This window comes from Micromonospora sp. NPDC051141 (assembly GCF_044455765.1).
GTDB lineage: Bacteria > Actinomycetota > Actinomycetes > Mycobacteriales > Micromonosporaceae > Micromonospora.
This window is the reverse complement of the sequence record NZ_JBITFD010000004.1, coordinates 342,184-368,941: the sequence shown is the minus strand read 5'-3', so window position 1 is coordinate 368,941 and position 26,758 is coordinate 342,184. Positions and strand designations below refer to the sequence as shown.

The following is a 26,758-nucleotide window of genomic DNA, read 5'->3' as shown; positions in this document are numbered from 1 at the left end:
CGTCGGTCAGCCCAACCGGTCGAGGAGGTCGCGGCTGCGGGTCACCACCAGCGCGGTCGCCTCCGCGTCGTACGACGGGAGCGAGCTGTCGGTGAACAGGTGCCGGTCACCGGGGTAGACGAACAGCTCTCCCCGGTCCGGGCCGACGATCGAGACCAGTTCGCGGGCGGCGTCGATGTCACCCTCCAGCCCGAAGAACGGGTCCCGCTCCATGCCGTGCACCTGCACCGCCACGCCGTCGGGCCAGGGGCCGAGCGCCCACTCGCCGGTGACCGGCAGGCAGGCTTCGTAGAGCAGGGCAGCCCGTGCGCCGGGCCGGGTCTGGGCGAGCCGTTGGGCGGTGGCGGCGCCCCAGGAGACGCCGGCGTGGACCAGGTCGGGGCGCAGGTCCGCGGCGATCTGGTCGGCACGCCGGTCGAGGACGTCCCTTCCGATGCGCTTGACCAGCGCCGAGCCTTCCTCGACGCTGGCCGGACGCTCGCCGTCGAAGAGGTCGGGGAGGTGCACGGTGTGCCCGCCGTCGCCGAGGGCGTCGGCGAGGGCGCGTACGCCGTCGGTGAGCCCTTGCAGGTGGTGGAAAAGGAGGATCTCGGCCATCTCTAGACTCCCGACTGTCGGACCGGAATCATCGAACGAACCAGAATATTAGAACGGTCGAGAAATGTCGGTCAATAAGCGGGTCCCGGACTACGACCTCGACGACCTGCTCGTGGTCACCGCGCCCGAGCAGTTGCGTGCGCTCGCCGACCCCCTGCGCGGCACCCTGCTGGAGCTGCTGCTGGAGCGCGCGGCCACGGTCAACGAGCTGGCCCGCGCCGTGGACCGGCCGAAGAGCAGCGTGGCCTACCACGTGAACCAGCTCGTCGACGCCGGCCTGCTGCGGGTGGTACGTACCCGCCGGGTCCGGGCCATCGAGGAACGCTTCTACGGCCGGGTCGCGCGCACGTTCTACGTCGGTGCGCTCAACCGGGCCGAGGACAAGCAGGTCGTCGCCCGGATCAACGGGCTGGCCGAGGCCGCGGCGGAGGCCGCCGCCGCGCACGCCGCCGACGAGTTGCGGTGCACCCTGGTGCACGCGCGCATCCCGATCGAGGACGTGCGGGAGTTCTGGGCGGAGGTGCAGGCGCTGGCCCGGCGGTTCGCCCAGATCCCCCGCGCCGGAGACCAGGTCTACGGCTTCGCCGCCGGCCTCTACCCCACCGACGCACCCACCCTCCCCGACGCGGACCACCCCGACGCGGACCACCCCGACGACTGACCCCGCCCGCGCCGAACCGCGGTGCGGCGGGGGCCGGGACGGGACGGGGAGCCGGGCAGGCTAGCGTCGCAGCGTGAGCAACGGATCCCCGCGTGTCCTGCCGGCCGGCAGCGGCATCGACGAGGCCGCCGCCGTTCTGCGCGCCGGTGGCCTGGTCGCGTTCCCCACCGAGACGGTCTACGGGCTGGGCGCGAACGCGCTCGACGCCCGGGTCGCGGCGCGGATCTTCGAGGCGAAGGCGCGGCCCAGCTTCGACCCGCTGATCAGCCACCTGGCCGACGCCGCCGACCTGCCCGCGCTGGTCGGCACCGTGCCGCCGGCCGTGGCCGCGCTGGTGCGGCGGTTCTGGCCGGGTCCGCTCACGCTGATCGTGGACCGGCCGGCGACGATTCCGCCGATCGTCACCTCCGGCCTGGACACGATGGCCGTCCGGGTGCCCGACGAGCCGGCCGCCCGGGCCCTGATCGCCGCCGCCGGCGTACCGGTGGCCGCGCCGAGCGCCAACCGGTTCGGCCAGCTCAGCCCCACCCGGGCCGAGCACGTGGTGGCCGGGCTGGGCGGCGCGGTGGACGTGGTGCTCGACGGCGGGCCCACCCGCTGCGGCATCGAGTCGACGATCGTGGACGCCCGGGGCGAGCGGCCGGTGGTGCTGCGGTTGGGCGCGCTGCCGGTCGAGGCGCTGGTCGAGGCCGCCGGACCGGTCGAGGTTCGCCAGGGCAGCTCCGGTCAGCCGGTCGCGCCCGGGACGCTGGCCGCGCACTACGCCCCGCGTACCCCGTTGCGGTTGGGTGCGGCGGATGCGCGCGACGGCGGCCGGCGGGGATTCCTGGCCTTCCGGGAGCCACCGGCGGACGGCGACTGGGCGGCGGTGGAGGTGCTGTCGCCGACGGGTGACCTGACGGTGGCCGCCGCACGGCTCTTCGACGCGTTGCACCGGCTCGACGCGGCCGGGGTGACCGAGATCGTCGCCGAGCCGGTGCCCGACGAAGGGGTCGGGCGGGCGATCAACGACCGGCTGCGCCGGGCGGCAGCCACCTGGCACTGAGCGGCGGTCAGGGCGTCAGCGGCACCGTCTCGCCACGGTGGACGGTACGCACCCGACCGGCGAAGCCCCGCCGCCGTGCCTCCTCGACGAAGTGCCGCAGCGGGGAGCGGAACACCGGATAGTCGTCGTAGTGGATCGGCACGGTGAGCCGGGGCCGGACCAGCTCCACCACGTCCGCGCCCTGCCGGGCGTCCATGGTGAGCAGGATGCCGGCGATGCGGGTGCCGCCCAGGTGGATCAGCATGGCGTCGATGCCCGGGAAGCGGTCGGGGATCTCCGCCAACTGCGGCCGGCGCAGCGTGTCCCCGGTGACGTAGAGGCGGAACCGCCGCTCACCGCCCTGTTCCAGGTCGATCAGGCTGCCCATCACGTCCGGCAGCGCGCGGTCCAGCAGCCCCGGCCCGTGCTGGCCGGGCAGCGCGGTCAGGCGCAGTGTCTCGTCGCCCCGGTGCAGCTCGTACGCGCGCCAGGTGGGCAGCCCCTCGGCCGCCTCGAAGCCCCAGCGGCGCAGCTTGCGTCCCGCCTGCGGCGTGGTGACGATCGGCAGGGCGTGGTCCAGCCCGCGCCGGGCCACCCGGTCGAAGTGGTCGCCGTGCAGATGGGACAGGACCACCGCGTCCAGCGGGGGCAGCTCGCCGATGGTCAGCGCCGGGCCGGTGCTCCGCTTCGACCACAACCCCCGGCCCAGGTACGCGCGCTGCCCCCGGTGCAGGAAGTTCGGGTCGGTGAGCAGGGTGAAGCCGCCGATCCGGAGCACCGTGGTCGCCGTACCGACGAACGTCACCTCAGGCGTCATGCCCTTCGCCGTACCCCTGATCGGGGTGCCCATGCGAGCCGGGCTGCGGCAGGCGGTCCACCAGCCGGGTCAGCGCGCCGTTGGCGAACGTCGCGCCGAGCGCCGAGCCGGTGGCGATGGTCCAGCCCACCGGGCCCAGCGGGGTGCAGCCGAAGAACTGGCTGACCCCGGGCGTCTGCACCACCAGGACCAGCACGCCGACGGACGCGGCGGTGGCGGCCAGCACGGTCGGGCTGGTGCCGCCGGCCAGCACGGTCTGGCCGAGCTGGGTGCCGATCAGCGAGGCGAGCGCGACCGTACCGGCCCGGCGTTGCGTGCCGGTCCACCGGGCCAGCGTCCAGCCGGCGGTCGCGCCCAGCGTGGTCGCCGCCGCGCGCAGCCCGATCTCCCGGGTCATGGTGGCGCCGAGCGACGAATCGGGGCCCTCCCGCAGCAGGTGGTCGGTGCGGTCGTCGGCCGGTGGCCGGACCGCGATGGCGAGCGCCGGCGCGAGGTCGGTGAGCAGGTTGACCAGCAGCAGTTGCCGCCCGGTCAGCGCGGACCGGCCGGTCGAGGCGGCGGTCAGCACACTGAACGCGATCTCGCCGAGGTTGCCGCCGACCAGGATGCTCAACGCGTGCCGGACCGACGACCACATGGCCCGCCCCTCGACCAGCGTGGCGATGATCGTCTCCAGCCGGTCGTCGGTGACCACCAGGTCGGCGGCGGCGCGGGCGGCCGGGGTGCCCCGCTGGCCGAGCGCGATGCCCACGTCGGCCAGCCGGATCGCCGGGGCGTCGTTGGCGCCGTCGCCGGTCATCGCCACGGTCCGGCCCCGCTGCTGCAACGCCTGGATGATCCGGACCTTGTGCGCGGGCGTGCAGCGGGCCACCACGTCGGTGGCCATCAGCCGCTCGGCGAGCGCGTCGTCGTCGAGCCGGTCCAGGTCGGTCGCGGTCACCACCCGCTGCTGGCCGTGGTCGGGGCTGATGGTGGCCGCGATCGCCTCGGCGGTGGCCGGATGGTCACCGGTGATCATGACAGTGTGCACGCCGGCCGCCCGGATCCGCTCCACCGCCGGCCGGGCGCTCTCCCGCACCCCGTCCGCCAGCGTCAGGAAACCCAGGAACACCAGGCCGTCGACCTGTTCGTCGGTGACCGCGTCGGTGGACACCCGGCACTCGGCCACGGCGAGGATGCGGTGCCCGGCGCCGGCCCGGTCGGCCAGCATGGCCTGCACCTCGTCCCGGCCGGCCGGGTCCAACGGCCGGTCCCCGGTGGCGGTCCGCCGGGACGCGCAGCGCGGCAGCACCGACTCGGGCGCGCCCTTCACGCTGAGCAGCGACCCGTCGGCGGTACGACCGACCGCGGCGCTGTACCCCCGGGACGGCTCGAACGGCAGCCCACCGGTAGCGGTCCACTCCGCCGCGCCGGTGCGCTCGGTCACGCCGGCCGCGTTCGCGCCTCGGCGTACCGCGCGGTCGGTCTGCTGCGGCAACTCGTCCGGGTCGGCCGCGGCCGGCGTGGCCCGCAGCGCCGCGGCCAGCGTCGACCGGAGCGGCTCGTCGTCGAGGCGGTCCGCCGGGGCGTACCGGTCGTCGCCGGTGCCCACGCCGGCCAGCAGCAGCTTCCCCTCGGTCAGCGTGCCGGTCTTGTCGAAGCAGAGCACGTCGACCCGGCCCAGCGCCTCGATCGTGCGCGGGTTGCGGACCAGCGCGCCGTGCGCGGCCAGCCGCCGCGCCGCCGCCAACTGCGCGGCGCTGACCAGGAACGGCAACCCCTCCGGCACCGACGCCACGGCCAGGTTCGCGGCGGTCGCCGCCGTCTCGGCCAGGGGTACGCCCCGGAGCAGCCCCGCTCCGGCCACCGCGATCGCCGAGCCGGCCGCCAGCGGTACGGCGCTGTTCGTCAGCTTCCCCAGCCGGGCCTCCACGCCGCTGACCGGCGGGGCCTGCCGGGCCAGCGCCAGGCTCCGCCCCGACTCGGTCTCCGCGCCGGTGGCCACCACCACGGCGGTGCCGTGCCCGGCGGCCACCGTGGTGCCCTCGAACAGCATCGAGTGCCGCTCGGCGATCGCCGCCGCGACCACCGGGTCGGGGCTCTTCGCCACCGGCAGCGACTCGCCGGTCAGCGACGACTCGTCGGCCTCCAGGCCGTCACTCGTCAGCACCCGGCAGTCGGCCGGTACGGCGTCCCCGGAGGAGATGCTCACCACGTCGCCCGGCACCAGGTCCTCGGCGGGCACCACCCGCTCCGCGCCGTCCCGTCGTACCCGGGCGGTGACCGCCGAGCGGGACAGCAACTCGGCCAGCGACCGTTCGGTGTTGCGCTGGTGCACGGCGCCGATCAGCGCGGAACCGCCGACCAGACCGCCGACCAGCGCCGCGTCGACGAGGGAGCCGAACGCGGCGGAGAGCACCGCGCCGGCGGCCAGCACCGGGGTGAGCGGGTTGGACAGCTCGTCGACGAACGCGCGGAGCAGCCCGGCCGGCCCGTGGCCGTCGCCGGGACCGGCGCCCCGCCGACGCTCCGCCTCCTCGTCGGTCAGCCCGCCGGAGTGCGTGCCGAGCTGGTCGAGGACGGTCTCCACCGGCATGAGATGCCAGGCGGTGAGCGCGGGCACCGGGGTGCCGGTGCGGTCCGGCAGCCGGTGCGCCCGGAACACGCCGTGCGCGAACGCGACCGCGGCGGCGCCGTTCACCGCCGCCATGGTCCGGCCGGGCAGTTGCCGCCGGTCGGCGGTGAACGCGCCGAGCGCGCCGAGCCCACTGCCGGCCATGGCGATCCGGATGTTCTGCCGGGTCATCCGGCGGGCCACCCCGGCGGCGTCGACGAGCAGGGCCGGGACGCGCAGGTCGTCGCCGACCAGCAGGTGCGCGCCCCACGGGGGCAGGGCGTCGGGCGCGGCCACGCCGAGTCCGCAGTCGGCAGCCGCGAGCGCCGACCGCTCGCCGGAGACCACCAGCACCACCGCGCCCTCGCGTTGCAGGTCGCGTACCGCGTCGGCGAGCCGGGTTCCACCTGGGACGCGACTGTCGCCCACGTCGTACCGGCCGTCCTCGGCGCCACCGATCACGAGCCGGAACCCGGCCTGGCGGGTGGCGGACACCAGCGCGTCCACCCCGGGGGCGGGTTCCGGCTCGACCCGCAGCACGGCGGCGAGCCGACCGTCCCGGGCCAGCCCGAGCAGCCGTCCGCCGTCGGCACGCAACCGTTCGCTGTCCGGGGTGTCCCCCGGGTCCTCGGCGGCCAGCCGGTCCAGGGGCCCGATCTGCCAGCCGTCCTCGGCGCGTACCGCGTCCGGGTCGGCCGGGTCGAAGAGGGCGAACGCCCGGGCGGCCACCTGGCCGGTGTCGGCGCCGGACAGCGGCGCCAGGTCGGCCAGCACCCCCCGGTCGGAGCCGAGCACCGCCGCGTCCAGCAGCACGGTGTCGATCCGGTCCAGTTCGCGCAGCACGCTGCGGTCCATCGCGATCACGCCACGCCGGGCCAGCATCCGGCCGAGCTGCGCCGCGTACCCCTCGCGACCGCTGCCGGGCGCCTTGGACAGCGCGGAGAGCCCCAGCGCGGCGGCCCGCTTGCCGCCGGCGAACGGAACCGCCGCCGCGCCGACCGCCGCGCCCGCCGCCAGCATCCGCTGGACGTAGCGCTCGGCCTGGCCGTCCGGGACCGGGCAGGGACGCTCCCCGTCCGGCACCCGGGCGACCGCCCGGTCCGGGTCGCCGGTCAGCCGCGGTTCGGCGCGGCTCCAGGCGGCGAGTTGGGCGCGCGCCTCACCCCACTGCACCACCCGCTGCGCGCCGTCGAGCACGATGCCGGCCCACCCTCCGGTGAGACCCTGCACCACCGCCTCGGCCAGCGGGAAGAACACCTCGGCGCGGGGGTCGGCGCGTAGCCCCCGGTCGGCCAGCGCGTGCAGCTTCGGGTGCAGGTCGACCGCGTTCAGCAGCCCCGCGACCTCCCCGGGGACCGGGGTGAACGGCAGGATCCGGGTGGCCGCCGAGATGGTCAGGCCGAGCGCGTCGGAGGCCAGCGCGCCGAGCGTACGAGGGGTGCGCGGCCCTTCCTCGGGCGGATGCGGCGGCGGGATCTCCGGGTCCGGCTCGTACGGGCAGGTGTGCTCGGCGCGCGCCACCGTGTCGATCAGGTCCCGCAGCTTCGGCCTCGGCTCCCGGGTCGCCACCACCACCCGGCCGGACGGCGCGTTCACCCGCGCCCAGGCCACGCCGGGCACCGCCTCCAACGCCGCCTCGACCTGCCGGGCCAGCCGGTCCCCGCCGTCCTGACAGACACCGTGCACCTCGATGTGGTGCCGGCCGTCGGCGGACCACACCCGACGGCGGGTCAGCCCGGCCACCCGGGCCAGCCGGGTGGCGGCCGTGCCGACCGCGCCCGCCGCCTCGGTAACCCCGGTCGGCACGGCGGCGCCGGGCAGGACCGATCCGACGGTACGGGCGACCCGCGCGACCGCGTCCGGTACGGCGGCCGGCGACAACAGGAGACCGGCGAAGCCGTACGCCATCTCGCCTCCCGGACTCGTCCCGGCGGCCCGACTTCCCGGCGCGACGTCCGTTATGCCCTCCGGGAGGGGGAAGTTTCCCCACCGCCCGGGGCATGGACGACGGGGGCGGTGGAATGCCGATCGGGTCGATGCCGTCGTCGCAAACCGGGGAGGCTGGGATGAGCACACTGACCCGACATCTGAGCGGATCGCGGGAGATGGTCCGGGCGTACAGCCGGCGGGTGGACGTGCCGCTGCTGGGTGAGGTGGCGGTGCCCCCGCCGGACAAGCTGGCCTACTACGCCGGCATCGGGGTGCTCACCGCGTTGCAGGTCATCGAGTGGCCGCTGGCCTTGGTCATCACCGCCGGGCACGTCCTGGCCGACCAGCACTTCTCCGGCCTGGTGAAGGGCGTGGGCGAGGCGCTGGAGACCGCCTGACGAGACCGGGCCCACAGTTGACCTCAACCGCGGTTGAGGTCACAGGCTGGGTGCATGACGATCGCCGCCACCGCCGCAGCGGAGGACCGGGACCTCTGGTCACCACGCCTGCGGGCGATGACCGTGGGCAGCGTCGCCCTGGTGTCGTTGCTGGCGTTCGAGGCGCTCGCGGTGGGCACCGCCATGCCGACGGTCGCGCGCAGCCTGAACGGGCTCGGCCTGTACGCGCTGGCCTTCGGCGGCCCGTTCGCCTCCGGCGTGGTGGCGATGGTGGCGTCCGGCATCTGGTGCGACGCTCGCGGACCCCGGCCGGCGATGTGGCACGGCGTCGCCTGGTTCGTCACCGGGCTGGCGGTGGCGGGCGCCGCCACCAGCATGGGGACGCTCGTCGTCGGGCGGGTGGTGCAGGGCTTCGGCTCCGGTCTGCTCTCCGTGGCGCTGTACGTGATCGTCGGGCACGCGTACCCGGAGCGGCTGCGGCGGCGGATGTTCGCCGCCTTCGCGGCGGCCTGGGTGGTGCCGTCGCTCGTCGGTCCGGCGCTGGCCGGCCTGATCGTCGAGCACCTGGGCTGGCGCTGGGTGTTCCTCGCGGTGCCGGCGGTCGCGGTGCCGGCGGTGCTGCTGATCCAGCCGGGGCTGCGGACGCTGGCCGGCGTCGTGCCGACCCGGCCGCCGGTCGGCGCGCTGGCCCGGGTGGGTTGGGCCTGCGGCGCCGGGGCGAGCGCCGCGCTGCTGCACTACGGGGGGCAGCAGCGCGGCGCGTACGCCGTCGGCCTGATCGGCGTGGCGCTGGCCGGGATGCTCGCCTGCGTACCCCGGTTGCTGCCGCCCGGGTTCCTGCGGGCGGCGCGCGGGCTGCCGACGGTGATCGGCCTGCGCGGGCTGGCGTCGGCGGCGTTCGTCGGCGCGGAGGTGGTGATCCCGCTGATGCTCTCCCGGGAACGCGGGTTCACGCCCACCGGCGCCGGTCTGGTGCTCACCGTCGGGGCGCTCTCCTGGTCGGTGGGCTCCTGGTTCCAGGGGCGGATCGCCGCGCCCCGGTCCGCCGCCAGCCTGCCCCGGGCCGGGCTGGCCAGCATCGCGGTCGGCACGGCGGGTGTCGCGTCGGCGCTGCTGCCGGGCGTGCCGGTGGCGCTCGCGGTGGCCGCCTGGGCGGTCGCCGGCCTCGGCATGGGGCTGCTCTACCCCTCGTTGTCGGTGCTCACGCTGGAGCTGTCCGCCCCGGCCGAGCAGGGCCGGAACTCCTCGGCGTTGCAACTGGGGGACTCGCTGGCGGCGGCCACCGTGCTGGCGCTGACCGGGGCGGTGCTGGCCGCCGGTTCGTCGCCCGGCCCGGCCAGCTACGCGGCCACGCTCGCCGTAGCGGCCGGCTGCGGCCTGCTCGGTCTGGTGCTCGCGGGGCGGGTGGTCCCGTCGGCGGCGCACTGACCGGACCCCGTTCGGGGGAACGCGGCGAAGACGAGAGCCGGTCGCGTCCGTCGTCGACCTAGCGTGTACCCATGCTGGTCTTCGTCGCCACCGTGGTGCTCTACGTCTTCGGCTTCGTCTTCCTCTACGGCGTGATCCGGGTCGGGGTCCGGCACGGCATCCAGGACGCCGAGGCGAACCGCCCCGAGCCGCTGCAACGCCGCCACCTCACCGAGGTGTAAGGAGGGCCCCGGTTAACGGATTCGGCATAGCAGGAGGCCCCGCTTAACACGCTGGCGAGCGGATTCTCCGCACAGGTGCGAGGATCGCACCCGTGATGGGGACGCTGAAGACCGAGCCGGCCCGCCTCCGGCTGGACCTGCTTGCTCCGCCGGTCGCCGCGGCGGTGGAGCGGTGGCCGGACGAGGCGCCGGTCGACGTGGCGGAGGTGCTGGTCGCCCCGATCGATGCCGAGTTGGCCGACACCGCGGCCTTCTGCGCGGCGTACGAGGTGGAGCTGGCGGAGTCGGCCAACTGCGTGGTGGTCGCCGGCAAGCGTGGCGGCGAGACCCGGTACGCCGCCTGCATCGTGCTCGCCACCACCCGCGCCGACGTGAACGGCGTGGTCCGCAAGCTGCTCGACGTCCGCAAGGCGAGCTTCGCGCCGATGGCCGAGGCGGTGGAGCTGACCGGGATGGAGTACGGCGGGATCACCCCGATCGGGTTGCCCGAGGAGTGGCCGATCCTGGTCGACGCGCGGGTGATCGCCACGCCGCACGTGATCATCGGATCGGGCGTACGCCACAGCAAGATCGCACTGCCCGGGCCGGCGCTCGGCGCGCTGCCGGGGGCGCAGGTGGTGGACGGGCTGGCCCGACCGGCCTAGCCGCTCACCGGCATCGATCTTGTTCCACGTGAAACATCACCCGGCCGCCTCGCGCTGCTCGACCTCGCGCAACGCGGCGAGCAGCGTCTCCGGCTCCTGGGCGCCGGTAACCGCGTATTTCCCGGCCAGCACGAACGTCGGCACGCTGGAGACGCCGAGCTGGTGCGCGGCGGTCAGCTCGGCGGCCACCTCGCGGCGACCGAGGTTCGACGTCAGGTAACGACGCGCCTCGGCTTCGTCCAGCCCGACCTCACCGGCGAGCGTGACGAGCACGTCGATCGAGCCGACGTCCAGGCCGTCGAAGAAGTGCGCCCGGTAGAGCCGCTCGACCGTCTCGGCGGCCCGATCGTGCTCGGTGGCGAACCGCACCAGCCGGTGCGCGTCGAACGTGTTCGCCGCCACCGCGCGGTCGAACCGCAGATCGAGCCCCGCGCCGGCGGCGACGCCGGAGACGTGGGCGGCCATGCCCTCGGCCTTGTCCCGGCCGCCGAACTTGTCGCCCAGCGCGTCCAGCAGCGGCCTCGGCTCGGCGACCGGCGTCGGGTCGAGCTGGAACGGCCGGAACCGGACGGTCACCTCGCCGTCGTACGAGTCGAGGGCCTGTTCGAGCCGGCGCTTGCCGATCCAGCACCAGGGGCAGACGACGTCGGCGTAGATCTCGATCTCCATGACCAGCGACAACCCGCCGGTCAGGCGATCTGTTCCCGGACCTGCCGCTTCAGTCGGGCCAGGATGGCCGTGCCGCCACGCACCCGGAGCGGGCTGATCGCCTGGGCCAGGCCCATCCGTTGGTAGAGATCGTCCGGTACGGCCAGCACCTGCTCGGCGCTCGCCCCGGCCAGCCCTTCGGCGAGGATGCCGGCGAACGCCCGGGTGGTCGGCGCCTCCGGCGGGCAGTCGAAGACTGTGTTCACCGTGCGGTCCGGGTTCACCTCGGCGCGCAGGAAGAACGCGGTCTGGCACTCGGGGACCTGCTCCAGCTCCTCCCGGTCGACTCCCTCCGGCAGGGGCGGGATCACGTCGGCGAACTCCAGCAGCATCTCCAACACGACGTCGCGCGGGGCGGCGGCGAACTCGTCGACGATCTCGGCCAGCTTGGTCGGCATCTCGGGCATGGGTCGAGGCTATCCGCCCGCCCGGTGGTGAGAAGGGGCCCCTTCTCTACCAGAGGCGTTGAGAAGGGGCCCCGCCTTTCACGAGTTCGGGGCGGCCTCGCTGATGTCGCTGAGGGCCGACTGGGGGTCCAGCTGCATGGCCAGGTCGCCCAGGGAGACGATGCCGACCAGCTTCCGGTCGCTGTCGCACACCAGCACGCGCCGGATGTTGCGCTCGCGCATCAGCGCCGCCGCCTCGTTCGCGGTGCAGTGCTGCTCGATCATGACGACCTCGCGGGTGATGATCGAGCCGATCGTGGTGGTGCCCGGGTCGGCGCGCTCGGCCACGGCGCGTACCACGATGTCGCGGTCGGTCAGCATGCCGGCGAGCGTGGCGCCGTCGGTCACCACCACGTCGCCGATGTCCGACTCCTTCATCACCCGGGCCGCCTCGTCCAACGGGGTCTCTGCGGGAAGGTAGACGACCTGCTTGGTCATCACGTCACTGACGCGGTACATGAGAGCCTCCGAAACGCCTCGGTCGATCCGATTGCGGTACCCGGTGGCACGATTGCTACACCCGGTTGCGGCGCGTCGCGGCAAGCTCGTCGCGCAGGCGCTCGACGACCGCGTCGACCGGCAGCTCGGTGCGCTCACCGGAGGCCCGGTCACGGAGTTCGGCGTACCCGTCGGCCAGCCGGCGGCCGAGCACGACGGCGCGCGGGATGCCGATCAGCTCGGCGTCGGTGAACTTCACCCCGGCGGAGACGGTGGCCCGGTCGTCGACGAGCACCCGCAGGCCAGCGTCGGCCAGCCGCCCGCCGAGGTCCAGCGCCGCGTCGAGCTGCGGCCCCTTCCCGGCCACCACCAGGTGTACGTCGCACGGCGCGACAGCGGCCGGCCAGACCAGTCCCCGGTCGTCGTGGTGCTGCTCGGCGACGGCGGCGACCGCCCGGGACACGCCGATGCCGTAACAGCCCATGACGGGCCGGACCGGCCTGCCCTCGCGGCCGAGCACGTCCACCGTGAACGCGTCGGTGTACCGACGGCCGAGCTGGAAGACGTGCCCCACCTCGATGCCGCGCCGCATGGTCAGCGCACCGTCGGCACAGGACGGGCAGGGGCCGCCGGGCCGCACCTCGGCCGCCTCGATGGTGCCGTCGGGCACGAAGTCGCGCCCGCACACCACGTCGGTGGCGTGCCGCCCCGGCTCGTTCGCCCCGGTCAGCCACGTGGTGCCGGCGACCACCCGGGGGTCGACCAGGTAACGGATGCCGTGCTTGGCCAGGATCTGCGGCCCGAGGTAGCCCCGGACCAGCTCCGGATGCGCGGCCCAGTCGTCGAACACGGTCACGGTGGCCGGGGCCAGCGCCGCGCCGACCCGCCTCAGGTCCACCTCGCGGTCCCCGGGTAGGCCGACGACCAGCAGGTCGGCGCGCTCGGCGCCGGGCCGGCGAACGGCCAGCACCACGTTCTTCAGGGTGTCGGCGGCGGTCCAGTCGGCGCGGCCGGCGAGCGCGCGGGTGTTCGCCACCTCCACCACGGCCGCGATGGTCGGCGTCTCCGGGGTGTCGTGCACCGCCGTGGCGGGATGCGCGTCCGGGTCACCGGCGGCCGGGGCACGGGTCACCACAGCCTCGGTGTTGGCCGCGTAGTCGCAGGCCGTGCAGGCGACGTAGGTGTCCTCCCCGACCGGCGTGGCGGCCAGGAACTCCTCGGACGCGGAGCCGCCCATCGCGCCGGACGTCGCGCGCACCACCGTGACGTCCAGTCCGAGCCGCGTGAAGATCCGCTGGTACGCCTCGCGGTGCCGGGCATAGGTGGCCGCCAGCCCGGCCGGATCCAGATCGAAGGAGTAGGCGTCCTTCATCAGGAACTCGCGCCCACGCAGCACGCCGGCCCGGGGGCGGGCCTCGTCCCGGAACTTCGTCTGGATCTGGAACAGCGTCACCGGGAAATCCCGGTACGAGGTGAACAGGTCCTTCACCAGCAGCGCGGCCATCTCCTCGTGGGTCGGCGCGAGCAGGTGCTCGGCACCCCGGCGGTCGACGAGCGTGAAGATGTCGTCCCCGTACTCCGTCCACCGCCCGCTGGTCCGGTACGGCTCGGCCGGCAGCAGCGCCGGGAAGTGCACCTCCTGGTCGCCGATCGCGACCATCTCGTCCCGGACGACCGCGGTGATCCGGTCCAGCACCAGCTTGCCCAGCGGCAGCCAGGTGTAGCCGCCCGGCGCGGCCCGGCGGACGTAGCCGGCGCGGAGCAGCAGCCGGTGGCTCGGCACCTCCGCGTCGGCCGGGTCCTCGCGCAGGGTCCGGAGCAGCAGGGTCGACATGCGCAGCAGCATTGCCGCAGCGTACGGCGACCAGCCGGGGCCGGGCGATCCGTTTCGGCCCCGGTGCTGCCGCACCGGCACCCGGAGGCGGGTGAGCGTCGTAGTCGTCGGGTAGGAAGACCGCTATGAGTGAGCGACCGCGTTTCTCGTTGACGTCCACCGTGCTCGACGCACCCTCCGCACAGGAACTCGCCGGCTTCTACGAGCGGCTGCTCGACTGGCCGCGAAGCGAGGACGAGCCGGAGTGGGTGGTGCTGGCCGCGCCGGGCGGCGGGGCCACGCTGGCGTTCCAGGACGAGCCGGCGTACGTGCGTCCGGTGTGGCCGGCCGGTCCGGGGGACCCGCCGATGATGCTCCACCTCGACATCAAGGTCGACGACCTGGAGGCCGCCTCGGCGTACGCGGTGTCGCTCGGGGCCACGCTGGCCGACTACCAGCCGCAGGACGACGTACGGGTGCACCTCGACCCGGCCGGCCACCCGTTCTGCCTCTACCTGTGAGGCGCTGGCGTTGCCCGGTGACCTGGACGAAGGCACGCCACGCGGCGGCGGCGAAGGTGAGCACGGGCGAGTTTTTGTCGTTGAGCGGCCCTACGAACTTGATGGCGTGAACGGGTCGCGCCCGGCACCATCCCGGACGAAGGCACGCCACGCGTCGGCGGCGAAGGTGAGCACGGGACCGGTCGGGTCCTTGCTGTCCCGCACCCCGACCACCCCGACCAGGTTGCCCGCCACCTCGACGCAGTCGCCCTGCGTGCCGCTGCGGGTGGACTTCCGCCAGATCGCCTCGGTCAGCTCCATGAGGTCATCACTTCCTTCATCAGCTCGGCCGACTGGCGGCGCGGGAGCGCCTCGCTCCGAACACTCTCCCATCTGGACAGCAGCGTCGCCACGTCCTCGTCGTTGTCGACCACCACGCCGCCGAGCTGGTTTTCGAGATGGCCGACCCAGCCGCCGTCCGTGCCACGGGCCAGAGCGAACGGGCCGACCAGGCCGACGTGCATGGTGACGCGCGTCGGCACGATGTGGACGTCGATGTGCGGATGCTCGGTGCGTTCGATGAGATGGACGATCTGCTCGGCCATCAACCCACGGCAGCTCTCGTCGGCGCGGCGCAGGACGGACTCCTCGATGACCGCGATGTACTTCGGGTGGTTGGCGTTCGACAGGATCGCCTGCCGGTCCAGTCGCACCGCGAGCCGCCGCTCAACCTCGTCATCACTGATCAGGTCGTCGGTGCGGATCATGGCGCGGGCGTAATTCTCGGTCTGGAGCAGGCCGGGGACGAGGGTCGGCTGGTAGGTGCGCAGTTGTTGGGCCTGGCGTTCGGCGTCCAGCCAGGGGCGGAACCAGCTCGGCTGGCCGTCCCGCTCGGCGAGCTTCAGCAGCGACGTCAACAGCCCACCGGTGCCCAGCACCTCGTCGGCCCGGCGCAGGAAGAACCGGTCCAGCGGACGCTGGCCCAACTCCACGGCCGACACCTGTGAGTTGGAGAAGTGCACGAGTCTCCCGAACTCCTCCTGACTCAGTTCGGCCTTCAGCCGCAGCCGGCGGAGTTGGGCGCGGATCAGCTCGGCGGTCGGCTCGTTCTCCACGCGTCCTCCTCGATCGGCCGTGCGGTTCCCGGATCCGCCCCGCCCCGGCCGTGGCGACTTCCGAGCGTAGTGGTCTGATCAGCACACTGTCACGCATGAACCTGCCCGTACCCCGGCTCGGGCCGCACCCGGACCGACCGCGTCCCTGCCCGCCGGGCCACCCGGCGCACCTGCCGATCCGGCCACTCTGGCTCTGCCGCGCCTGCGGCGGCCCGTGGCCCTGCGCCCCGGCCCGGCTGCTGCTCACCGTCGAGTACGCCGACCACCCGGTCGACCTGGCCGTCTACCTCTCCGGGCTCTACCACGAGGCCACCCACGACCTGTTCCGGCTCGCCCCGCACGACGGCCCGACCCCACGCGAGCTGTTCGACAGGTTCGTCGGCTGGGGGCCCTACCGTCGAGGCGCCGCCGGGCGCGTCGTCGAGGGATACGATCCACCGACGTGACCGCCCGCAGGAATGTCGTGTCCGGGGACTTCGACCTGACCATGGACGAGTTGCGTGTCGTGGCGCACTACGTGGTCCGGCACGCCGAGGACGTCCTGCCGGTCTTCGAGCACGCCGTACCCGATGATCCCCGGCCCCGGGCGGCGATCGACGCGGCCCGCGCGTTCGTCGACGGCGCCGACCGGACGCACCGGCAACGCGTGACGGCCGTGGACGCCCACCGGGCCGCCCGGTCCGCGCCCACCGAGGCCGCGCGCCTGGCCGCGCGGTCCGCCGGTGATGCCGCCGCCGCCGCGTACCTGCATCCGCTCGCACAGGCCAGCCAGGTCGGCCACATCCTGCGGGCCGCGGCGAGCGCGGCGCACATCGGCGAGCTGACGGCCGGCGGTGACCCGGCGGTCGGCGACGCGCTGCTGGACCGTTCGCGACGGTGGGCCACCCCGGTGCTCGTCGACGTGCTCCGCCGCTACCCGCCGGCGACCGGCGGCAGCAGTCGGACCGCCCGCCTGATGAGCAAACTGGACGATGCCCTGCGCGCGGGCGGAACGGAGCACCCGTCGTGATCCTGCCGAAGGTCCGGGACCCCCGCTTCGTGACCATCCGCCGGGGCGGGACGCTCACCGACGACGACCACCGGCTGCTCGCGCTCTGGGCCGCCGACTGCGCGGAGCACGTCCTCGGCCTGTTCGAGACGGTCCGACCCGACGATCCGCGACCGCGCCAGGCGATCGAACACATCCGGGCCTGGGTGCGGGGCGAGGTCACGATGATGGTGTCCCGCGCGGCCGGCGGGCACGCCATGGGGGCGGCCCGGGACCTGCGGGGAGCCGCCCGGCACGCCGCGTACGCGGCCGGCCAGGCCGGGGCCGTCGCCCACGTCGCCGCGCACGAACTCGGCGCCGCCGCGTACGCCATCAAGGCGGCACGGGCCGCCGCGCCGCCGGGGGAGGCCGACGCGGCGGGCCGACGCGAGTGCCGCTGGCAGCGCGACCAACTCCCGCCGGCGATCCGTGAGCTGGTCCTCGACGACCAGCGGCTGCGCAACGACATCTGCTGGTCGGTGTTCGAGAACTGAGCCGCCGGGACCGACCACCCGACGGTGGCAACCATCGATCGGCGGGGCGACGTCTGGGAAGGCATCAGACCGACGCACCACTGACCCGAAGGATCGGCTCGTGTGGACCCTCTCCTGAGTGAGTTCGACTCGTTCGTGCGCACGCGCACACCGGCGCTCCTGCGCTCGGCGTACCTGCTCACCGGTGACCAGCACCTGGCCGAGGATCTCGTCCAGTCCGCCCTCGCCCGTACCCACCGCTCCTGGAGCCGGCTGCACGACAGCGGCAACGCGGAGGCGTACACCCGGAAGATCATGTACCACCTCCAGGTCTCCTGGTGGCGACGCCGCCGGGTGGCCGAGTCGATGACGGGCGACCTGCCCGAGCCACGCGGAGGCGACTCGGCCCCCGACCACGCCCAGCAGACCACGCTCCGGCTCACGCTCCGGGCCGCGCTGGCCCGGCTGTCCGCGAAACAGCGGGCCGTGCTGGTGCTGCGGTTCTTCGAGGACCGCACCGAGACCGAGGCCGCCGACCTGCTCGGCGTCACCGTCGGCACGGTCAAGAGCCAGACCTCGAAGGCGCTCGCCAAGCTGCGCACCGTCGCCCCGGAACTCGCCGACCTGTACGCCACGGAAGGAACCGTCCGATGAACCAGGATCGCCTGCGCTTCGACCTGGCCGACCTGGCCGGCGAGGTCACCCCGGTCGACCTGCGGGACCGGGCCCTGCGTACCTCGCGCCGGCTGGGCGTCCGGCGGACCGTTGCCACCTCCGCCGCCGTACTGCTGGTGCTGGCCGCCGCGACCGGGACCGCGCTCGCGATCCGGCCGGACGGTTCGGCGCCCGCGCCGGCCCTGCCGTCGGTGACCAGCACCCCGCCGCCCCCGGTCACCTCCACACCGAGCGCGGAGCCGTCCCGCTCACCGAGCGCCGGTCCGAGCACCACCACCGGCGGAGGTCCGGCCGGGGCTGCGATCGGGCGGCTCTTCTACGGGCCGACGACCACCGGCGAGGGCGCCTCGGCCGTCGGGTATCTCTGGTCCGTCAAGCCCGGCTCACAGCCGACCCGGCTGGCGAAGCTCCCCAGCCTCCCCGCGATCCTGAACGCGGCCGTCTCGCCGGACGGCAGGCGCGTCGCCTGGGTCGACCCGGACGACAACCTGCGGGTGGCCGACGTCGACGGCGGCAACTCCCGGAAACTCACGCCGGGCGGCCACCGTCAGGTGGAACCGGACTGCTGGACGCCGGTGTGGTCCCCGGACTCCCGCCGGCTCGCGCTCTCGGTGATCCTGCGGACCGAGCCGTCCCCGGTGTCGGAGAAGGGCGTTCTCGACCTGGACACGGGCGCGTACACACCGATCGTCGGGGTTCAGGGCTGCCACCCGCTGTGGTCGGCCGACGGCAAGGTCCTCGCCTACGCGGACGGGGAGGGCCGGGTGGCGGTGAACCGACCCGACGGCTCGGCGGAGAAAATGATCCCGGGCCTCGGTGGGTCGGCCGCCCGTTCGTCCTTCGACGTCGCGAGCATCTCCCCGGACGGGTCCCGGCTGGCGCTCCTGCTGCGCGAGCCGGACGAGCCGGCCGGTGACGTGGCGCGGGAACTCGACGCGAACGCCGTGATCGACACCCGCACCGGCCGGCAGGTCGACCTGCCGCTCGGCGGCCGGCCGCTGCTCCAGGCCTGGTACCGGGCCGACGGCAAGCTGGTGGCCCGGGTGAGCGACGGTGACCACAACGTGCTCGTGCTGATCGGCGCGGACGGCCGGAAGATCGTCGAGAGCCGGGAACCGACGGCCTTGAAGGACAAGCAGATCCTTCAGGTCGTCGACTGACCGTCGACTGCGGGGGCGGACACCGGACGGTGGTCCGGCCCCGCAGTCGTTCACAGCGGGAGGGTGGTCGCGGCGGCCGGCCGGAGCCGAACGGCGAGACGTCCACCACGTCCGGGCCCGGGGGGTGCGCGGGAGCGCACCGGGCGGTGACAGACTGGACGACGCTTCTGCGGGGGACGTCGGAGGGAGACGCCGTGCGCTGGCGCAGCTTCGTGGCGGTGGGCGACAGCTTCACCGAGGGCATGGACGACGCATATCCGGACGGCAGCTACCGGGGGTGGGCCGACCTGGTCGCGACCCGGCTGGCCGCCGAGGCCGGCCCCGACTTCCGCTACGCGAACCTGGCCATCCGGGGCCGGCTGTTCCCGAACGTCGTGGCCGAGCAGGTGCCGGCCGCGCTGGCCATGAAGCCCGATCTGATCAGCTTCGCGGCCGGCGGCAACGACGTGCTGCGCCGCAACTTCGACCCGGACGTCTTCGTCCCGCGCTTCGACGCGGTGATCGGGCGGCTGCGGTCCGGCGGCAGCGACGTGGTGCTGTTCCGGTTCGCCGACGTGATGGCCCGGCTGCCCGGCCAGCGGCTGGTGGCGCCCCGGGTGACGCTGCTCAACCGGGCCGTCGGCGAGGTCGCCGAGCGGCACGGCGCGATCCTGGTCGACCTCTACGCCGACGAGGCGTACCTCAACCCGATGCTCTGGAGCACCGACCGGCTGCACCTGTCGGCGGCCGGGCACCGGCGGGTCGCCGCACAGGTGCTCACCGCGCTCGGCGTGGGGTGCGAGGAGGAGTGGCTGATGGTGCCGCCGCACCCGACGCCCACCCCGTGGCTCGCCGCCCGCGGTGCCGACCTGCGCTGGGCCGGCCGGCACCTGGCCCCGTGGATCAAGCGTCGGCTGACCGGCCGCTCCTCCGGCGACTTCGTCACCGCCAAGCGGCCCGTGCTCGGCCCGGTCGACGCCGGCTGAGCGGTGCGCACCGTCCACGTCGCCGACCTGCTGCGGCTCACCCTCGACGACGAGCCCCGCGCCGGGCTGGCGGTCCTGGTGGGCGGCGACCGCGTCGAGGCGGTCGCGCCGCTGGGCGAGCTGACCGGCGCGTACCCCGAGGTGCGGGTGCGGCGGTGGGCCGGCACGCTCGGGCCGGCGCGGGTGCACGACGGCCCGTTGCCGCCCGCGCCGACGCCGCGGGAACGGGTGCACGCGCTGTTCCGGCTCGGCGTCGCCGCGGTGCTCGACGCGCACGTCACCGATCCGGCGTTGCGGGCCGCCGCGACCCGCAACGGCGTGACGGTGCTGCCCGCCGCCCAGCCGTCGGCGGTGGTCCTCGGCGGGCGGGCCGACCTCGCCGTGTTCGACGCGGACGGTTCCTGCCGGGCCACCGTGGTCGCCGGGCGGCTCGTCCACCGTCGCGCCTGACCCAGGTCCACCGGACAGCCGGACTTTCCCCGCCGTACGTCCGGTGTGGCCAGGTCCGGCACCAATCGGGATCGCCCGATGTCCGTCCGGCTGGATAGCATCCGCTGCCCCCGTCGATCGACTACGGGGTGACATCGGGGAAAGGTGGATGAGGGATGACCCTCATGCCTGACAGAAATCCACTGCGGACCGGCCGGCGCAAGTTGCTCGCCGTCGCGCTGTCCACGGTGGTCGCGGCCGGCACGGTCACCGCCACCGCGGCGCCGGCCGCCGCGTACGACGTCCGCTACGAGACCAACACCTCCTGGGGCTGGACCGACTCCAAGACGCCGGACAAGAACAACCTGAAGCGGGCCGGCGACCTGCCGGTCGGCACCTGGACAGACGCCCAGGGCAAGCCGCACACGTCGCGCGCCTACCTCACGTTCGACATCTCCCGTTACCGGGGCGCCGACATCGAGCACGCGGTGCTCGACGTCAAGGAGACCGCCGGCGCGGACTGCACCAAGCGTCCGAAGGTCGAGCTGTGGCGGACCGCCTCCTACACCGCGATGTCGACCTGGCGGAAGCCCCCCACCGACCTGGGCCTGGTCGACAGCCGCCAGCTCACCGACCAGATCGTCTGCCCGGCGCCCCGGGTGGAGTTCGACGCGAGCGCGGCGCTGCGCCAGGCGCTCGCCGAGGGCCGGTCGGCGCTGACCCTGTCGCTGCGCCTGCCCGCCGGCGTGGAGCAGGACCCCACGCTGGCCCGCAAGTACGCCAGCCGGGCCGGCATCTCCATCGACTTCAACTTCCGCCCCGGCGTGCCGACCGACCTGGAGAGCACGAGCGGCACGGCGTGCACCACCACCGAGCCGTACCAGGTGGTGCGCTACGCGTCCCTGTCCGGCGTCGTGCACGACCGGGACCGGAACGAGACCGGCGGCACCGACCAGCTCACCGTCTCCTTCGCGGCCTGGCCGGTCGGCCAGCCGGACGCGCGGATCGAGCGGACGGACTACGCCCGTGACGGCGAACGCGCCCTCGGTCGGTACGACCAGATGTACCCGCGCCCGTTCGAGCACGACCGGACGTACGCCTGGCAGATGCGGGCGGCGGACAGCCGGGCCACCGGCGACTGGAGCCCGGTCTGCTACTTCCGGACCGACTTCCAGGGCCCGGCCTCGCCACCGGCGGTCAGCTCGACCGACTTCCCGGACGACCGTGAGTACCACCCCGGCGTGCCGGGCGCCTTCACCTTCGCCGCGAACGGCGCGGCGGACGTCACCACGTACGGGTACTCGCTGAACTACGGCGCCGAGAAGACGGTCGCGGCCGACCGGGCGGGTGGCTCGGCGACGGTCACGCTCACGCCCCGCGCCGGCTTCAACACGGTGCGCGTGTCGAGCTTCGACGCGGTCGGCAACCGCTCGGCGAGCACCGACTACACGTTCCTGGCCCGGGACGTGTCGCCGATCGTCGACGGCACGCTGAGCGAGATCGGGGTGCCCACCACGTTCCAGGTCCGACCCCGGATGGACGGCGTGGTGCGCTACCGCTACGGCCTGGACGGCGACCCGGAGCGGACGGTGGACGCCGCCGCCGACGGCACCGCCGCGATCACCGTCACCGCTACCCGGGGCGGCTTCCGCACGCTCTCCGTCACCAGCGTCACGCTCGCCGGTGTGGAGGTCACCAGCACGAGGCAGTTCTCGCTGCTCACCGAGCCGAAGATCTCGGCGACCGTGTACGAGGAGTACGGCTTCGGCGGCGGTCAGGGCGTGCCGGGCGTCTTCACGTTCACCCCGCGCCTGCCGGACACGGTCAGCTACCGCTACCGCTTCAACGACGAGGAGGCCACGGTCCAGGCCGACGACGCCGGGGTCGCCTCGGTGACGTGGACGCCGACGCAGGCGGGTTGGACCAACCTCGCGGTCTGGGGAGTCAGCCGCGACGGCACCGAGTCGGACGTGGCGACCTGGTCGTTCACGGTCCGGGACCTGCTGCCCACCATCTCCGGCGACCCGTACCGGTCCGACCTGTGGTCCGGTGGCCCGGGGCAGGCCGGTCAGTTCCGGTTCGGCTCCGAGGCGCCCGACACGGTGGCCTACCGCTACCGGTTCGACGGCGGGGCCGAGCAGAGCGTCGACGCCGACACCAACGGCAACGCCGCCGTCACCTGGACGCCCGAGCAGGGCGGCCCGCACGAGCTGACGGTGCGCGGGGTCGGCGCCGACGGCACCGTGTCCGCCGAGCGGGCGTACCCGTTCCTGGTGAACGACGCGCCTCTGGTCGCGTCCGTGCAGTATCCGAAGGAGGCGAACAGCGGGCTGCCCGGCGTGGCCGGTATCTTCACCGTCACCCCGCAGCGGGCCGGAATGGTGAGGTACCACTACACGTTCTGGGGCGAGGAGACGAAGACGGTCGACGCGGCGGCCGACGGCACCGCCTCGATCACCTGGACGCCGGAGCAGGCCGGCTGGCGGCAGCTCACCGTGGTCGGGGAGACCGCGGACGGCACCACCACCCAGCCGCAGGAGTACACCTTCAGCGTCCGCGAGCCGAAGCCGACGATCATCTCGTACCTGTACAACGAGTACGACCCGCAGGGCGGCGTCGGCGTGGCGGGCGCGTTCCGGTTCGACTCGGAGCTGCCGGACACGGTCGCGTTCGTGTACCGGCTCAACGGCGGGCCGGAGCAGACCGTGGCGGTCACCGACGGCACCGCCGCCGAGCTGACCGTCACCCCCGACCGGGGCTTCCGCAACATGCTCACCGTCCGGGCCCGCTCGGCGACCGGCGAGCTGTCCCCGGAGGCGAGCTACTCCTTCATGGTGAGCACCGCGCCGACGGTCAGCTCCACGACCTACCCGGCTGGTGAGTCGGGCGGCGGCGTGGGTGTGCCCGGTGTCTTCACGTTCACGCCGCGCATGCCCGACGTCGAGACGTACGTCTACCAGTTCGACAACGGCCCGGAGGTCACCGTGCCGGCGGGCGCGGACGGGTCCGCCTCGGTGACGCTGACGCCGACCGAGGCGCGCTGGTACCCGATCTCGGTGTACGCGGTGGACAAGGCCGGCAACCGGTCGGACTACGCGTACCACTGGTTCGTGGTCCAGGGCTGACGAGCCCGGCGGACGTCCCGGCCCCACCACCTCCGTCGAGGTGGTGGGGCCGGTGTCACATCCGGCGTGCCCGATCCGGCGTACCTTGGGGCTCATGCCTGTGCCGAGTGATCCGCATCCCCGCCTCCAGTCGTACGCCGACCCGCAACGCCTGGTCACCACCGAATGGTTGGCCGAGCACCTGGGCGACGAGGGCCTCGTGGTGGTCGAGTCGGACGAGGACGTGCTCCTCTACGACACCGGTCACCTTCCCGGCGCCGTCAAGGTCGACTGGCACACCGAGCTGAACGACCAGGTCACCCGCGACTACCTGGACGCCGCCAGCTTCGCCGAGCTGTGCGCGGCGAAGGGCATCGGCCGCGACGACACGGTCGTCTTCTACGGCGACAACTTCAACTGGTGGGCCGCGTACGCCCTCTGGGTCTTCTCCCTGTTCGGCCACGCCGACGTGCGGCTGCTCGACGGCGGCCGGCAGAAGTGGATCGCCGAGGGGCGGGAGCTGACCCGGGACAAGGTCAGCCGGCCCCGCGCCTCCTACCCGGTACCGGAGCGCAACGACGCGCCGATCCGGGCGTACCGGGAGCAGGTCATGGCGCACGTGGCGGCCGGCCGGCCGCTCGTCGACGTGCGGTCGCCGGGTGAGTACACCGGCGAGATGCTGCACATGCCGGACTATCCGCAGGAGGGCGCGCTGCGCGGCGGGCACATCCCGGGCGCGGTGAGCAAGCCGTGGAAGTCCGCCGCGAACGACGACGGCACGTTCAAGTCGGCCGACGAGCTGCGCGCCATCTACGCCGACCAGCTCGGGCTGAGCCCGGCCGACGACGTGGTGGCGTACTGCCGGATCGGCGAGCGGTCCAGCCACACCTGGTTCGTGCTGCACCACCTGCTCGGGTTCCCGCAGGTGCGCAACTACGACGGCTCGTGGACCGAGTGGGGCAACCTGGTCCGGGCGCCCGTCGTCAAGGGCGACCAGCCCGGCGGCCTGACCCGCTGAGCGTTCCCGGCCGGCTCCGGTCCGGGGCCGGCCGGTCACCCCTCGATCGCCTCGGCGGACGGTTGGGTCAGGTAGCGCTGGATCGTCGGGCCGACCCACCCGGCCAACTCGTCCGCGTCGAGGTCGACCACCGGGGGCAGCCGGATCACGTACCGGGTCAGGGCGAGGCCGAGGATCTGGCTGGCCACCAGTCCGGCGCGGCGGGCGGCGGTCTCCCGGTCGACGCCGGACCGTGCCACCGCGGTGGCGAGCTGGTCGGCGAAGATGCCGCGCATGCGGTCGGCCGCGCCCGGGTTGGAGTGGGCGGCCCGGAGCAGCGCGACGAGCGTGCCGTCGGCCTCCCAGCGGCGCAGGAAGTGCCGGGTCAGTGTCTCGCCGAGCCGTTCCGGGGGTACCTGGGCGAGGTCGGGCAGGTGCAGGTCGAACTCGGCCGCCGCCGCGAAGAGCCCCTCTTTGCTGCCGTAGTAGCGCATCACCATGGACGGGTCGATCCGGGCGTCGGCGGCGATGGCGCGGATGGTGGCCCGGTCGTAGCCGTCGGCGGCGAAGCGCTCCCGGGCGGCGTGCAGGATGGCCGCCCGGGTGGCGTCCGAGCGGCGGGTGGGGGAGGCCGGTGCGGTCATGTCCACGACTGTAGGCCAACAAGCGTTGACAGCGCTCCGGAGTGATGTCAACAATCGTTGGCAAACAGTTGTTGACCGCATCGGAGGTGGGCGATGCTGCCCGAACGCACGGACGTGCTCGTGGTGGGCGCCGGACCCACCGGCCTGGCCGTGGCCGTCACGCTGGCCGGGCGCGGTGTGACCACCACAGTGGTCGACCGGCTGGCCGCGCCGCCGGTCACCTCGCGGGCCGCGGTGGTGCACGCCGGCACGCTGGAGGTGCTGGACCGCATCGGGGTCGCGGACCCGCTCGCCGCCCGTGGGCTGCACTCGGCCCGGTTCAGCGTCCGGGACCGGGACCGGCTGCTGCTCACGGTCCCCTTCGACAGGCTGCCGTCCCGCTATCCGTACGCACTGCTGATCTCGCAGGCGGAGACCGAGGCGGTGCTCGCCGACCGACTCACCGCGCTCGGCGGGCGGGTGCTGCGGCCGTACGAGCTGACCGGGCTGGACCTCGACGGCGACGGCGCGACCGCCCGCTTCGCCGATGGCGGCGCGGTCCGGGCCCGTTGGGTGGTCGGCGCGGACGGCATGCACAGCCGGGTCCGCGAGCTGGCCGGCATCGGTTTCGGCGGCCCGGCCGACCCCGGCGAGTCGTTCCTGCTCGGTGACGTGCGGGTGGACAGCGCGCTCCCGCGCGACCAGGTCACCCTGTTCCTGTCCCGCGGTGGCCCGCTGGTCTGGGCGCCGCTGCCCGACGGCACGGTCCGGCTGGTCGCCACCGTCGACGCCGCGCCGCGCGAGCCGCGGGCGCACCACTTTCAAACACTGCTCGACGAGCGCGGCCCGGTCCGGCGGCCGGACCGGGTCACCGAGGTGGCGTGGGCGTCCCGGTTCCGGATCCACCACCGGATCGCCAGCCGGTACCGGTCCGGCCCGGTGCTGCTCGCCGGCGACGCGGCGCACGTGCACAGCCCGGCCGGTGGGCAGGGGATGAACCTCGGGCTGCGCGACGCGGTCGCGCTCGGCGCGGCGCTCGCCGTCGGCCCGGAGGCCCTCGACAGGTACGCCGCCGACCGTCGCCCCCGCGCCGAGGAGGTGCTCGGCTTCGCCGCCGGGCTCACCCGGCTCGCCGCTGCCCCGCCGGCCCTCCGGCCGCTGCGTGACCTGCTGCTCCGGACCGCTTCGGCGCTGCCGCCGGTCCGCCGACGGCTGGCCGTCCGCCTGGCCGGCTTCGAGCCCGCTCCCCTCCCACCCGGCCCCCACTGACCGGCGGGTAACCACGGGTCCCCCACCTCGGAGGCGAGGTCTAGGCTGGCCCGGTGGCGGTGGAACAGCAGGCGCGGGGGGCGACGGGCGGGGCCCGGCGTCGGTCCCGGCGAGACGAGATCCTGGAGATCGCGGTCGGCCTCTTCGCCCAACGGGGCTATCACGGCGTGTCGATGGACGACATCGGTGCGGCGGCCGGCGTCACCGGTCCGGCGCTCTACCATCACTTCGCCGGCAAGGAGGCGATGCTGGTCGCGGCGCTGGTGCCGGTCAGTGAGGGGCTGCTCGCCGGGGGCCGGGAGCGGGCCGCCGGCCGTCCGGGTGACCCGCGCGGCGCGCTGGAGTCGCTGATCGACTTCCACGTCGAGTTCGCGCTGGCGAACCCCGCGGTGATCGCGCTGCACCTGCACGAGCTGGACCGCCTCCCGGACGAGCCGCGCCGCCGGATCCGCCGGCTCCAGCGGATGTACGTCGAGGAGTGGGTCACGGTGCTGACCGCGCTGCACCCGGGCCTGCCGGACGGCGCCGCCCGGGTGCTCGCGCACGCCGCGTTCGGCCTGATGAACTCCACCCCGTTCCTCGGTGGCGAGGTGGATCGTCGGCGCCGGGCCGAGTTGCTGCGCGGCGCGACCCTGGCGGCCCTGCTGGCTCCCACCGACCCGACGACCCCACCTGACACGCCGCACGCGCCTTAACGCATGTTA

The 26,758-nt window shown here is 74.3% G+C and carries 28 protein-coding genes; 18 read left to right on the top strand and 10 right to left on the bottom strand.

Annotated features, from left to right (window positions below; translation table 11 throughout):
- Positions 1–6: 6 nt before the first annotated feature.
- On the bottom strand, positions 7–597 hold the full coding sequence (locus ACIA6B_RS10055; RefSeq protein WP_396772381.1) for a dienelactone hydrolase family protein: 591 nt from the start codon (positions 595–597) through the stop codon (positions 7–9).
- Between the two features lie 64 nt (positions 598–661).
- Here ACIA6B_RS10055 and ACIA6B_RS10050 point away from each other — a divergent pair, with 64 nt between their 5' ends.
- A complete protein-coding gene (locus tag ACIA6B_RS10050; protein WP_396772380.1) occupies positions 662–1,258 on the top strand; it encodes a helix-turn-helix domain-containing protein in 597 nt (198 codons plus the stop codon).
- A gap of 97 nt (positions 1,259–1,355) precedes the next feature.
- The gene (locus tag ACIA6B_RS10045) at positions 1,356–2,303 is read left to right on the top strand and encodes an L-threonylcarbamoyladenylate synthase (protein WP_396772570.1); all 948 of its coding nucleotides are present in this window, start codon (positions 1,356–1,358) and stop codon (positions 2,301–2,303) included.
- Positions 2,304–2,310: 7 nt separating this feature from the next.
- Here ACIA6B_RS10045 and ACIA6B_RS10040 read toward each other — a convergent pair whose 3' ends face one another.
- Both ACIA6B_RS10040 and ACIA6B_RS10035 read right to left on the bottom strand, forming a co-directional pair.
- Positions 2,311–3,099, bottom strand: a complete 789-nt coding sequence (locus tag ACIA6B_RS10040; protein WP_396772379.1) for an MBL fold metallo-hydrolase — start codon at positions 3,097–3,099, stop codon at positions 2,311–2,313.
- Positions 3,089–7,600: an HAD-IC family P-type ATPase gene (locus tag ACIA6B_RS10035; protein WP_396772378.1), complete on the bottom strand. Its 4,512-nt coding sequence runs from the start codon at positions 7,598–7,600 to the stop codon at positions 3,089–3,091. The genes ACIA6B_RS10040 and ACIA6B_RS10035 overlap by 11 nt, the downstream gene beginning before the upstream one ends.
- Positions 7,601–7,692: 92 nt before the next feature.
- Between ACIA6B_RS10035 and ACIA6B_RS10030 the strand changes: the two genes are divergently transcribed.
- The 4 genes from ACIA6B_RS10030 (at position 7,693) to ACIA6B_RS10015 (ending at position 10,312) form a co-directional block, all read left to right on the top strand.
- Positions 7,693–8,019, top strand: coding sequence for a hypothetical protein (locus ACIA6B_RS10030; RefSeq protein WP_396772377.1), 327 nt, complete (start codon positions 7,693–7,695; stop codon positions 8,017–8,019).
- A gap of 54 nt (positions 8,020–8,073) precedes the next feature.
- Positions 8,074–9,447, top strand: a complete 1,374-nt coding sequence (locus ACIA6B_RS10025; RefSeq protein WP_396772376.1) for an MFS transporter — start codon at positions 8,074–8,076, stop codon at positions 9,445–9,447.
- A gap of 71 nt (positions 9,448–9,518) precedes the next feature.
- A complete protein-coding gene (locus ACIA6B_RS10020; protein WP_396772583.1) occupies positions 9,519–9,668 on the top strand; it encodes a hypothetical protein in 150 nt (49 codons plus the stop codon).
- A gap of 95 nt (positions 9,669–9,763) precedes the next feature.
- Positions 9,764–10,312 (top strand): YbaK/EbsC family protein, encoded by a 549-nt coding sequence (locus ACIA6B_RS10015; protein ID WP_396772569.1) that lies wholly within the window; start codon positions 9,764–9,766, stop codon positions 10,310–10,312.
- A 36-nt stretch (positions 10,313–10,348) separates the two neighbouring features.
- Here ACIA6B_RS10015 and ACIA6B_RS10010 read toward each other — a convergent pair whose 3' ends face one another.
- From ACIA6B_RS10010 to ACIA6B_RS09995, 4 genes are all read right to left on the bottom strand, one after another.
- The gene (locus ACIA6B_RS10010) at positions 10,349–10,981 is read right to left on the bottom strand and encodes a DsbA family protein (protein WP_396772375.1); all 633 of its coding nucleotides are present in this window, start codon (positions 10,979–10,981) and stop codon (positions 10,349–10,351) included.
- Positions 10,982–11,001: 20 nt separating this feature from the next.
- Complete coding sequence (locus ACIA6B_RS10005; RefSeq protein WP_281933875.1) at positions 11,002–11,427, bottom strand: SufE family protein; 426 nt, start codon at positions 11,425–11,427, stop codon at positions 11,002–11,004.
- Positions 11,428–11,505: 78 nt separating this feature from the next.
- On the bottom strand, positions 11,506–11,925 hold the full coding sequence (locus ACIA6B_RS10000; RefSeq protein ID WP_107158151.1) for a CBS domain-containing protein: 420 nt from the start codon (positions 11,923–11,925) through the stop codon (positions 11,506–11,508).
- A gap of 55 nt (positions 11,926–11,980) precedes the next feature.
- On the bottom strand, positions 11,981–13,750 hold the full coding sequence (locus tag ACIA6B_RS09995; RefSeq protein WP_396772374.1) for a proline--tRNA ligase: 1,770 nt from the start codon (positions 13,748–13,750) through the stop codon (positions 11,981–11,983).
- Between the two features lie 113 nt (positions 13,751–13,863).
- On the opposite strand from ACIA6B_RS09995, the gene ACIA6B_RS09990 reads away from it, so the two are divergent.
- Positions 13,864–14,238, top strand: coding sequence for a VOC family protein (locus ACIA6B_RS09990; RefSeq protein ID WP_396772373.1), 375 nt, complete (start codon positions 13,864–13,866; stop codon positions 14,236–14,238).
- Between the two features lie 90 nt (positions 14,239–14,328).
- On the opposite strand, the gene ACIA6B_RS09985 is transcribed toward ACIA6B_RS09990, so the two are convergent.
- Positions 14,329–14,538: a DUF397 domain-containing protein gene (locus ACIA6B_RS09985; protein ID WP_396772372.1), complete on the bottom strand. Its 210-nt coding sequence runs from the start codon at positions 14,536–14,538 to the stop codon at positions 14,329–14,331.
- Complete coding sequence (locus ACIA6B_RS09980) at positions 14,529–15,332, bottom strand: helix-turn-helix domain-containing protein (protein WP_396772371.1); 804 nt, start codon at positions 15,330–15,332, stop codon at positions 14,529–14,531. The genes ACIA6B_RS09985 and ACIA6B_RS09980 overlap by 10 nt, the downstream gene beginning before the upstream one ends.
- A gap of 95 nt (positions 15,333–15,427) precedes the next feature.
- Here ACIA6B_RS09980 and ACIA6B_RS09975 point away from each other — a divergent pair, with 95 nt between their 5' ends.
- The 9 genes from ACIA6B_RS09975 (at position 15,428) to ACIA6B_RS09935 (ending at position 24,183) form a co-directional block, all read left to right on the top strand.
- Complete coding sequence (locus ACIA6B_RS09975) at positions 15,428–15,778, top strand: hypothetical protein (protein WP_396772370.1); 351 nt, start codon at positions 15,428–15,430, stop codon at positions 15,776–15,778.
- Positions 15,775–16,341 (top strand): putative immunity protein, encoded by a 567-nt coding sequence (locus tag ACIA6B_RS09970; RefSeq protein ID WP_396772369.1) that lies wholly within the window; start codon positions 15,775–15,777, stop codon positions 16,339–16,341. Before ACIA6B_RS09975 ends, ACIA6B_RS09970 begins: the two co-directional genes overlap by 4 nt.
- Entirely contained in the window at positions 16,338–16,853 is a 516-nt protein-coding gene (locus tag ACIA6B_RS09965; protein ID WP_396772368.1) for a putative immunity protein, read from the top strand. The genes ACIA6B_RS09970 and ACIA6B_RS09965 overlap by 4 nt, the downstream gene beginning before the upstream one ends.
- 102 nt (positions 16,854–16,955) lie before the next feature.
- Complete coding sequence (locus ACIA6B_RS09960) at positions 16,956–17,486, top strand: SigE family RNA polymerase sigma factor (protein ID WP_107158158.1); 531 nt, start codon at positions 16,956–16,958, stop codon at positions 17,484–17,486.
- Entirely contained in the window at positions 17,483–18,667 is a 1,185-nt protein-coding gene (locus ACIA6B_RS09955; protein ID WP_396772367.1) for a TolB family protein, read from the top strand. The genes ACIA6B_RS09960 and ACIA6B_RS09955 overlap by 4 nt, the downstream gene beginning before the upstream one ends.
- A gap of 194 nt (positions 18,668–18,861) precedes the next feature.
- Positions 18,862–19,632 carry an SGNH/GDSL hydrolase family protein gene (locus ACIA6B_RS09950; protein ID WP_396772366.1) on the top strand — a complete coding sequence of 257 codons (771 nt, stop codon included), beginning with the start codon at positions 18,862–18,864 and terminating at the stop codon, positions 19,630–19,632.
- 3 nt (positions 19,633–19,635) lie between these two features.
- On the top strand, positions 19,636–20,082 hold the full coding sequence (locus tag ACIA6B_RS09945; RefSeq protein WP_396772365.1) for a hypothetical protein: 447 nt from the start codon (positions 19,636–19,638) through the stop codon (positions 20,080–20,082).
- A 164-nt stretch (positions 20,083–20,246) separates the two neighbouring features.
- A complete protein-coding gene (locus ACIA6B_RS09940) occupies positions 20,247–23,186 on the top strand; it encodes a hypothetical protein (RefSeq protein ID WP_396772364.1) in 2,940 nt (979 codons plus the stop codon).
- Positions 23,187–23,280: 94 nt separating this feature from the next.
- On the top strand, positions 23,281–24,183 hold the full coding sequence (locus ACIA6B_RS09935) for a sulfurtransferase (RefSeq protein ID WP_343444255.1): 903 nt from the start codon (positions 23,281–23,283) through the stop codon (positions 24,181–24,183).
- A 35-nt stretch (positions 24,184–24,218) separates the two neighbouring features.
- Here ACIA6B_RS09935 and ACIA6B_RS09930 read toward each other — a convergent pair whose 3' ends face one another.
- Entirely contained in the window at positions 24,219–24,806 is a 588-nt protein-coding gene (locus ACIA6B_RS09930; RefSeq protein ID WP_396772363.1) for a TetR family transcriptional regulator, read from the bottom strand.
- Between the two features lie 93 nt (positions 24,807–24,899).
- Between ACIA6B_RS09930 and ACIA6B_RS09925 the strand changes: the two genes are divergently transcribed.
- A complete protein-coding gene (locus tag ACIA6B_RS09925) occupies positions 24,900–26,054 on the top strand; it encodes an FAD-dependent monooxygenase (protein WP_396772362.1) in 1,155 nt (384 codons plus the stop codon).
- Positions 26,055–26,107: 53 nt separating this feature from the next.
- A complete protein-coding gene (locus tag ACIA6B_RS09920; protein WP_281933809.1) occupies positions 26,108–26,749 on the top strand; it encodes a TetR/AcrR family transcriptional regulator in 642 nt (213 codons plus the stop codon).
- The last annotated feature ends 9 nt before the right edge of the window (positions 26,750–26,758 follow it).

Excerpts from the sequence above, each read along its gene's own strand:
- ACIA6B_RS10055 (WP_396772381.1), bottom strand. The coding sequence starts at position 597 with ATGGCCGAGATCCTCCTTTTCCACCACCTGCAAGGGCTCACCGACGGC.
- ACIA6B_RS10050 (WP_396772380.1), top strand. The coding sequence starts at position 662 with ATGTCGGTCAATAAGCGGGTCCCGGACTACGACCTCGACGACCTGCTC.
- ACIA6B_RS10040 (WP_396772379.1), bottom strand. The coding sequence starts at position 3,099 with ATGACGCCTGAGGTGACGTTCGTCGGTACGGCGACCACGGTGCTCCGG.
- ACIA6B_RS10035 (WP_396772378.1), bottom strand. The coding sequence starts at position 7,600 with ATGGCGTACGGCTTCGCCGGTCTCCTGTTGTCGCCGGCCGCCGTACCG.
- ACIA6B_RS10030 (WP_396772377.1), top strand. The coding sequence starts at position 7,693 with ATGGACGACGGGGGCGGTGGAATGCCGATCGGGTCGATGCCGTCGTCG.
- ACIA6B_RS10025 (WP_396772376.1), top strand. The coding sequence starts at position 8,074 with ATGACGATCGCCGCCACCGCCGCAGCGGAGGACCGGGACCTCTGGTCA.
- ACIA6B_RS10020 (WP_396772583.1), top strand. The coding sequence starts at position 9,519 with ATGCTGGTCTTCGTCGCCACCGTGGTGCTCTACGTCTTCGGCTTCGTC.
- ACIA6B_RS10015 (WP_396772569.1), top strand. The coding sequence starts at position 9,764 with ATGGGGACGCTGAAGACCGAGCCGGCCCGCCTCCGGCTGGACCTGCTT.
- ACIA6B_RS10010 (WP_396772375.1), bottom strand. The coding sequence starts at position 10,981 with ATGGAGATCGAGATCTACGCCGACGTCGTCTGCCCCTGGTGCTGGATC.
- ACIA6B_RS10005 (WP_281933875.1), bottom strand. The coding sequence starts at position 11,427 with ATGCCCGAGATGCCGACCAAGCTGGCCGAGATCGTCGACGAGTTCGCC.
- ACIA6B_RS10000 (WP_107158151.1), bottom strand. The coding sequence starts at position 11,925 with ATGTACCGCGTCAGTGACGTGATGACCAAGCAGGTCGTCTACCTTCCC.
- ACIA6B_RS09995 (WP_396772374.1), bottom strand. The coding sequence starts at position 13,750 with ATGCTGCTGCGCATGTCGACCCTGCTGCTCCGGACCCTGCGCGAGGAC.
- ACIA6B_RS09990 (WP_396772373.1), top strand. The coding sequence starts at position 13,864 with ATGAGTGAGCGACCGCGTTTCTCGTTGACGTCCACCGTGCTCGACGCA.
- ACIA6B_RS09985 (WP_396772372.1), bottom strand. The coding sequence starts at position 14,538 with ATGGAGCTGACCGAGGCGATCTGGCGGAAGTCCACCCGCAGCGGCACG.
- ACIA6B_RS09975 (WP_396772370.1), top strand. The coding sequence starts at position 15,428 with ATGAACCTGCCCGTACCCCGGCTCGGGCCGCACCCGGACCGACCGCGT.
- ACIA6B_RS09955 (WP_396772367.1), top strand. The coding sequence starts at position 17,483 with ATGAACCAGGATCGCCTGCGCTTCGACCTGGCCGACCTGGCCGGCGAG.
- ACIA6B_RS09940 (WP_396772364.1), top strand. The coding sequence starts at position 20,247 with ATGCCTGACAGAAATCCACTGCGGACCGGCCGGCGCAAGTTGCTCGCC.
- ACIA6B_RS09935 (WP_343444255.1), top strand. The coding sequence starts at position 23,281 with ATGCCTGTGCCGAGTGATCCGCATCCCCGCCTCCAGTCGTACGCCGAC.
- ACIA6B_RS09930 (WP_396772363.1), bottom strand. The coding sequence starts at position 24,806 with ATGACCGCACCGGCCTCCCCCACCCGCCGCTCGGACGCCACCCGGGCG.
- ACIA6B_RS09925 (WP_396772362.1), top strand. The coding sequence starts at position 24,900 with ATGCTGCCCGAACGCACGGACGTGCTCGTGGTGGGCGCCGGACCCACC.